Below are 7,527 nucleotides of genomic sequence, written 5' to 3'. Positions count from 1 at the left end.
GTGCTGGTCCTCGGAATCAGCGGACTCGACCGGACCGCCGAGCTCAAGAAGCGGATGACGCCCGGACTCGACTGGCGTGAACAGCGCCTGGTGCAGGGGCTCGACTCGGCCGCCGCGCTCGTCGACGAGAACGGTGTCATCGCGGCTTCGGCGCAGGAGCGCCACGACGGCGACAAGGGCACCGGCAAGTTCCCGGTCGACGCGATCGAGGCGTGCCTGCGGATGGCGGGCGTGACGCTCGACGACGTCGACTTCGTCGCGCACGGCTTCCGCTACGAGCCGACCCCGGCGTTCGAGCTCGACGACCGCCTCAAGCGCTGGTACAGCGAGGCCTACAGCGAGGAGGTCCAGCTCGAGGTGCTGCGGGCGCACTACCCGGACCAGGACTGGGAGCGCAAGCTCGTCCGCGTCCCGCACCACCTGGCGCACGCCGCGAGCGCCTACCACCTCAGCGGCTTCCGCGACGCGATCGTGCTCGTGACCGACGGCATGGGGGAGTCGGAGTCGACGTCGCTGTTCAGCGGCAGCGGCAGCGCGCTGGAAGCGGTGCGCACCTACCCCGTCGCCGCCTCGCTCGGCATCCTCTACAGCGTCGTCACCCAGTACCTCGGCTTCCTGCCCGGCATGGACGAGTACAAGGTGATGGGCCTGGCGCCCTACGGCGACACCGGGGTCTTCCCGAACGCCGAACTGGTCTCCCTCCGCCCCGGCGGCGAGCTGGCCGTGCCGCTGCTGGCGCTCGACCGGACACCCGAGGAGCGCGAGACCCACCAGGGCGCGATCCGCGGACTGGAGGAGATGTTCGGGCCCGCGCGCCACCCCGACGCGCCGGTCGTCCAGCGGCACATGGACATCGCCGCCGTCCTCCAGCGGTCGATCGAGCGGGCCCTCCTGTTCGTGCTGCGCGACGGCCTCGCCGCCACCGGCGCGTCGTCGGCGAACCTCTGCCTGGCGGGCGGTGTCGCGCTCAACTGCACCGCCAACGGCCTGATCTCCCGCAGCGGCCTGTTCGACCAGGTCTTCGTCCAGCCCGCGGCGGGCGACGACGGGACCGCGCTCGGCGCGGCCCTGCACGTGCTGCGCCAACACGTTCCCGCGGACCCCTCGCCCATGGGCATGCCCTACTGGGGCGACGAGTTCGGCGACGCCGACGTCGAGGCGGCCCTGGAGACCCTCGGGTCCGGGCACCAGGTGCGCCACCTGCCCGGCGACTCGCTGCTGAAGGAGGTGTCCGTCCTCATCGGCTCCGGCTCGGTGGTCGCCTGGCACCAGGGGCGGATGGAGTTCGGCCCGCGGGCGCTGGGCAACCGCAGCATCCTCGCCGACCCGTCGGTCCCGAACATGCGCGAGCACCTGAACACGGTGGTCAAGCAGCGCGAGGAGTTCCGGCCGTTCGCGCCCGCGGTGATCGCGGAGAAGGCGGGCGAGTACTTCGAGATCGAGCCCGGCCAGGAAGGCCGCTTCCGGCACATGCTGTTCGTCACGCAGGTGCGCGAGGCCTACCGCGACCAGCTGTCGTCGATCACCCACGTCGACGGGTCCGCCAGGGTCCAGGTCGTCGAGCAGGAATCGGCCCCGCGCTTCCACGCCCTGATCCGGCGCTTCGGCGAGGACCACGGCACCCCCGTCCTCCTCAACACCTCGTTCAACCTGCGCGGCCAGCCGATCGTGCGCACCCCGCTCGAAGCCGTCGCCACCTACGCGCGCTCCACCATCGACGCACTGGCCATCGGCGACTGGCTGGTCGTGCGCGAGCCCGAGTCCGGGGGTTCGGATGACTGAGCACCCCGACGGCCTGCGCGAGGCCGTCGCCGGGACGTGGTGCGCCGTGCTCGGCGTCGACCACGTCAGCCCGGAGGACGACTTCTTCGAGGCGGGCGGCGACTCCGGGCTGGCCGTGGAGACCGCCATCGGTCTGCGCGCCCTCACCGGGGAGGACCTCGACCTCGACGTCCTCTACCAGTACCCCCGCTTCGGCGACCTGCTGTCGTTCCTGGCCGACCCCCGGCCCGAGGACGAGGTGCGCCCGCTCACCCCCGCCGAGGAACGGCTCTGGTTCGCCGAACGGCTCCAACCCGGCTCGCCGCAGTACCACATCGCGGCGCTCTACCGGTTCCCCGGCCGCGTCGACGTGCCGCGGCTGCGCAACGCCCTCGACGCGCTCGTCGTCCGCCACGACGCCCTGCGCCGGGGCTTCGAAGCTCCGGGGCGGGCGGTCACCACGCCGCGGGCCACCGCGTCGTGCCGTTGGCTGGACGCCGTCGGCCTGCCCGAGGCCACCGTGCGGCAGATGATCGACGAGCACGCCCGCAAGCCCTTCGACCTGGCCACCCCGCCGCTGCTGCGCGCGCTGGCCGTGGACCGCGGCGACGAGGACGGCCTGCTGCTGCTCACCGTGCACCACCTCGTGTGCGACGGGTCCTCGCTCGCGATCCTGGAGGAAGACCTCGGCAGGCTGTACGCGGAGGGCGCCACCGCCGCCGACACCGAGCCCGCGCCGCGGACCGAGGACACCGCCTCCCGGCTGGTCGACGAGGACGAGTCCCGCGCCTACTGGCGGCGCACCCTCGCGGGCGCTCCCCGCGGGATCGCCCTGCCGCACGACCTGCCGCGCACGGCCGCGCCGGGCAACGCGGGCGGCGTGCACCCGCTGGTCTGCGCCGACGACCTGCTGGAGGCCATGGCGGGGCTGGCCACCCAGGAGCGGCTCAGCCCGTTCATGACCTGGATCGTCGCCTACGTGGCGGGTCTGGTCGCGCTGACCGGGGAACGCGACGTGGTGATCGGCATCGCCGCCTCCTCGCGGACGGCGGCGCGGCGCGACGAGATCGGCATGTTCGTGGACCCGGTGCCGCTGCGGCTGGTGCTCCCCGAGGGGATCACCACCAGGGAACTGGCCCGCGAGGTCCGCCGCGCGACCACCGGGGCGCTGGCCCACCGGGGCGTGCCGTTCCAGACCATCGTCGAGGACCTCGGCCCCGGCGGCGACCCCGCCCGCGCGCCGCTCGTGCAGGCCGGGATCACCTACCTCGACGCCGCGGGTAGCGTTTTGCGGCTCGACGGCGTGGAGGCCCACCGCGAACTGCTGCCGACGGGGACCTCCAAGTACGAGCTGCTGTGGTCGGTGACCCGCCAGGCGGAGCGCACGACCACCGAGTTCGAGTACCTCGGCAGGCTGTTCTCCCCGGAGAGGGCCGCGGAGGTCCACACCGGACTGCTGGACGCCGCCCGTGCCGCGTTCGCCCGCCCGGACGCGCCCCTGACCGTGCCCCGCCGCCCGCAGGCCGTAGCCGAGTCGGACACCGCGGCCGCCCACGCCGATTCGGCGCTGGGCGAGCCCGACGCCCGGCGGCCGATGCCGGAGCTGGTCCGCCTGCGCGCCGCGCAGCGGCCCGACGCACCCGCGCTGCGGCACCGGGGGGTCGAGATCACCTATCGGCAGCTCGACGAACGGGCGGTCGCCATCGCCGCCGGTCTGCGGGCCGCAGGGTTGCGCCGCGGCGACGTCGTGGCGGTCCCGCTGCCGCGCGGGATCGACTCGGTGAGCGCCTACCTCGGCATCTTCTACGCGGGCTGCGCCTACCTGCCGCTCGACCACGACCAGCCCGCGGACCGCGTCCGCACCGCCCTGCACGGGGTGGCCGACGCGGTGCTCGTGGCCGGACCGCACCCGGAGCTGCCACCGGACGCGCGCGTGCTCCGGCTCGACGACCTGCTCGACAGCGGTGGTCGGGCGGTCGACCCCGCGGTCCCGGTGCGGGTCGTCGGCGAGGACGCCGCCTACCTGATCTCCACCTCCGGCTCCACCGGGCGGCCCAAGACCGTCGTGGTCCCGCACCGCGGGATCAGCCGTCTCGTCCCCGACGCCGAGGGCATCGTCTACCACTCCGACGACCGCGTCGCCCACCTGTGCAACCCGGCGTTCGACGCCTCGATCCTGGAGCTGTGGGGCGCGCTCGGCTCCGGTGCCGTGCTGGTGATCGGGGACAAGCAGGACGCCCTGTCCCCGGCCCGGCTGCGCGCGTTCCTGGCCGAGGAGCGGATCACCGTGCTCGGGCTGCCCACCGCGCTGCTGCACACGGTCATCGACTTCGCCCCGGACGCCCTGCGGGCCGTCCGACTGCTGATCTTCGGCGGTGAGAAGGCCGACGAGCGGCGGCTCGCGCGGCTGATGGCCCACCAGCCGCCGGCCCGCGTCGTGAACGTCTACGGCCCGACCGAGAACACCACGGTCAGCACGCTGCAACGGGTCACGCCCGCGAACGTCGACCCCGGCCCGCTGCCGATCGGCCGGGCGGTCACCGGCTCGACCGCCTACGCGCTCGGACCCGACGGCCACCCGGTGGCGCCCGGCGAGGAGGGGGAGCTGCACGTCGGGGGAGCGGGCCTGGCCCGCGGCTACCACGGCAATCCGGCCCTCACGGCGGCCTCGTTCGTGCCCGACCCGTTCGGCGCCGCGGGCGGCCGCCTCTACCGCACCGGCGACCGGGTGCGGCCGGTGGCCGACGGGACGTTCCACTTCGTCGGCCGCACGGACGACCAGGTCAAGGTCCGCGGCTTCCGGGTGGAGCTCGGCGAGATCGAACTCGCGCTGCGCTCCCTGCCCGGCGTCACCGACGCGGTCGTCTTCGCCAGTGCCACGGCCGACAGCACCGAGCTGCTGGCCTGCGTCACGGGGGACGCGGACCTGGCCGACCCCGCCGGGATCGCCGACGCCCTGCGCACGCGGCTGCCGGACTACATGATCCCCGCCGTCGTCGTCACGGATCGGCTGCCGCTCAACGCGAACGGCAAGGTCGACCGCGCCACCCTGCTCGCCTCCCTGTCCGACGACACCCCGGCGTCGACCGGGCCCGACACCGGTGCGTTCCCGGCGGACCCGCTCACCGACGCCGTCGTCGCGCTCTGGTGCGAGTCCCTCGGCACCACCCGCGCCCGCCCGGACGACAGCTTCGTCGCGCTGGGCGGCCACTCCATCAAGGCGCTGAAGCTGCTCGCCCGCGTGGACGAGTCCCTGGGCGTGGTGGTGGACCTGGCCGACTTCCTGGCCGAGCCCACCCTGCGCGCGCTCGTCACCGCGGTCGAGCAGGACAGCACGCCCGCCACCTGATCCGAACAACCAGCGAGGAGAACACGATGAGCGAGTCGACCACCATCGCGCCGGAGTACGACGTCGTGGCCAACGACGAGGAGCAGTACTCCATCTGGGCCGTCGGCAGGCCCGTCCCGGCCGGGTGGCACGCCGTCGGCGTGAGCGGCACCCGCGAGAAGTGCCTGGAGCACATCGAAGAGGTGTGGACCGACATGCGCCCCAAGAGCCTGCGCCTGGCCATGGGCGAGAACTGACCGACCGTCCGGCCTGACGGCACCATCACGCTCGCGGCACCAGGGGAACTCTCATGTGGACGCTACTGCGCACCAACCCGCGCTTCCGCAGGCTTTTCGTCTGCGGGGTGGTGACGAGCTTCGGCGAGACCGCGGTCTACCTCTCGCTCGCCATCTGGGTGAAGGACCTGACCGGGTCCAACGCCGCGGCGGGCGCGGTGTTCCTGGCCATCACGGTGCCGGGGCTGTTCGCGCCGCTGCTCGGCCACCTCGTCGACCGGGTCAGCCGCAAGCGGCTGATGGTCGGCATGTACAGCGGCATGGCGGTGCTGTTCCTGGCGCTGCTGGCGGTGCGGGGCGTCGAGCAGGTGTGGATCATCTACGTGGTCACCTTCTGCTACGGGATCCTCTCCGCGAGCCCGGCCTCCCCGGCGCTGCTGAAGGACGTCCTGCCCTCCGCCGACGCGGCGGCGGCGCGCTCCCTGATCATCGCGGTCAGCCAGGGCGTGCGCATCGTGTCGCCCGCGCTCGGCGCGGCGGCGTACGTCGCCTTCGGTGGACGGTCGCTGGCGGTGCTCGGCACCGGGACGTTCGTGGTGGCCGTCCTCCTGCTGAGCTCCATCAAGGTCGTGGAATCCGAGCCGGAGCCCGCCGGGGAGCGGTTCCTGACGGCGGTCGTCGCCGGGTTCCGCTTCATCCGGGGCGTGCCGCTGCTGCTCCGGCTCACGCTCACGACGCTGGGCTTCATGACCGTCGTCGGCCTGCTGGAGACCGCGATCTTCGCGGCGAACCAGGGACTCGGCCAGCAGGCCGCGTTCCTCGGCGTGATCACGTCGTTCCAGGGCGGTGGCTCCGTCCTGGGCGGACTGGTCGCGGGCACCGCGGTGAAGCGGTGGGGTGAGGTCAAGGGCACCGGCGCCGGCTACGTGCTGATCGCCTCGGGCCTGGCGCTCTGCCTGGTGCCGGGGGTCCCCTTCTTCCTGGTGGGCGTCGTCCTGTTCGGACTCGGCCTGCCGTTCGTGATGGTCGCGCTGGGAACCGCCCTGCACCTGTACACGCCCTCGCGGATGCAGGGGCGGGCCAACGCGGCGGTCAGCAGCGTCACCGACGCCGTCCAGTCGGCGTCCATCGCCGCGGGCGCCGCGCTCATCGCGGTGCTCGGGTACCACGTCATGTACGTCGCCATGGCCGTCGCCGCGACCTTGTGCGCCGTCTCGCTGTTCGTGGCACGGGTTCCCGTGCCGGAGGTCGAGAAGTCGATCGCCGACGAGGACGGGGCCGACGTGGAGGTCGTGGAGGTCGTGGCCGAGCCGGTCAAGTCCGATGTCGACGCGGAGATCCGCAAGTAGCCGAGAGGAGGAACCCCGTGCACACCAGCACTTCCCGTGCGAAGGCCCGGCGGGCCGACGGCTGGATCGTCGGACCGCCGAGCCCGACCGCGCCCGCCGTCCGGCTGTTCTGCCTGCCGTACGTGGGCGGCGCGGCGTCGGTCTACGAACCGTGGCGCGGCGCGCTCGGCGGCGACGTCGAGGTCTGCCCCGTCGAACTGCCCGGCCACCAGACGCGCCTGCGGGAACGGGCCCTCACCCGGATCGACGAACTCGTCGACGCGCTCGCGTCGGCGCTCGCCGACGAACTGGACGTGCCGTACGCGCTCTTCGGCCACAGCCTGGGATCGCTCGTCGCGTTCGAGCTGGCGCGGGAACTCCGCCGCCGCGGCGCGGGTGAACCGCGCGCGCTGTTCGTGTCCGGCGGCCCGGCTCCCCGGCTCCCGCGGACGCACCCGCCGGTCCACGAGGCGTCCGAGGCCGAGGTGGTCGCCCGGCTCCGGATGCTGGGCGGGCTGCCGGACGAGGTCCTCGCGGAACCGGAACTGCTGGGGCGCTTCCTGCCGACGATCCGGGCGGACTTCGCGGTGTTCGAGACCTACGCGTTCACGCCCGAGCGCCCGCTCACCTGCCCGGTGGTGGCGTTCACCGGCAGCGAGGACACCGACGTCCCCTTGGACCGCGTGGAACCGTGGTCGGCGGAGAGCACCGGCCGGTTCGAGCACCACGTGCTGCCGGGAGGCCACTTCTTCGTCCACACGGCGCGCACGGCGCTGCTGAACCTGGTGCGCGGAGAGCTGACGGGCCCCGCGTCCCACCACGACCAGGACAGCCGCCGGACCGTCGACCAGCAAGCCCCCTTCCGTCGTTGAGG

Annotated in this window: 5 protein-coding genes; all 5 read left to right on the top strand. The window is 73.5% G+C overall.

The genetic code is table 11. The features are described 5' to 3' along the window. The 5 genes from RM788_RS04540 to RM788_RS04520 are packed head-to-tail and all read left to right on the top strand — an operon-like array spanning position 1 to position 7,525. Positions 1–1,782, top strand: a complete 1,782-nt coding sequence (locus tag RM788_RS04540; protein ID WP_315930244.1) for a carbamoyltransferase family protein — start codon at positions 1–3, stop codon at positions 1,780–1,782. Next, complete coding sequence (locus RM788_RS04535) at positions 1,775–5,110, top strand: non-ribosomal peptide synthetase (RefSeq protein ID WP_315930243.1); 3,336 nt, start codon at positions 1,775–1,777, stop codon at positions 5,108–5,110. The genes RM788_RS04540 and RM788_RS04535 overlap by 8 nt, the downstream gene beginning before the upstream one ends. Positions 5,111–5,136: 26 nt before the next feature. Beyond that, positions 5,137–5,346, top strand: coding sequence for an MbtH family protein (locus RM788_RS04530; RefSeq protein WP_315930242.1), 210 nt, complete (start codon positions 5,137–5,139; stop codon positions 5,344–5,346). 53 nt (positions 5,347–5,399) lie between these two features. Next, positions 5,400–6,674, top strand: coding sequence for an MFS transporter (locus RM788_RS04525; RefSeq protein ID WP_315930241.1), 1,275 nt, complete (start codon positions 5,400–5,402; stop codon positions 6,672–6,674). Positions 6,675–6,691: 17 nt separating this feature from the next. Beyond that, complete coding sequence (locus RM788_RS04520) at positions 6,692–7,525, top strand: thioesterase II family protein (RefSeq protein ID WP_315930240.1); 834 nt, start codon at positions 6,692–6,694, stop codon at positions 7,523–7,525. Positions 7,526–7,527 lie beyond the last annotated feature (2 nt).

The sequence above is a fragment of the Umezawaea sp. Da 62-37 genome (assembly GCF_032460545.1).
GTDB lineage: Bacteria > Actinomycetota > Actinomycetes > Mycobacteriales > Pseudonocardiaceae > Umezawaea.
Note: the sequence above shows the minus strand (reverse complement) of the source record. Positions and strands in the feature narration are given on the sequence as shown.